The organism is Bradyrhizobium uaiense, from assembly GCF_010811875.1.
GTDB classification, from domain to species: Bacteria; Pseudomonadota; Alphaproteobacteria; order Rhizobiales; family Xanthobacteraceae; genus Bradyrhizobium; species Bradyrhizobium uaiense.
In genome coordinates this window covers 1-203 of the sequence record NZ_VKHP01001300.1, presented here as the reverse complement: position 1 = coordinate 203, position 203 = coordinate 1, and the positions used below count along the sequence as shown (strand labels likewise).

The window sequence follows — 203 nt, the reverse complement described above, 5'->3', positions numbered from 1 at the left end:
ACTAGCGCATACATAGAACAATGGCAGCGAGAGTGACGACGGCCCGGTAATTCCGGGCCGTTTTTTCGAAGCGGGGTGCGACACGTCGGAACTGCTTGAGCTTTGAGAAGCAGCATTCGACGAGATGACGCTGGGCGGAGAGATGCTTGTCGAGGGGGTATTTGAGCGCGCGTGACGGGTTGTTGGGAATGACGGCGAGCGCG

At 58.6% G+C, this 203-nt stretch carries 1 pseudogene; it reads right to left on the bottom strand.

The features are described from left to right. Position 1 precedes the first annotated feature (1 nt). Positions 2-203 (bottom strand): annotated as a pseudogene (locus tag FNJ47_RS49695) (IS5/IS1182 family transposase); the annotation flags it as partial.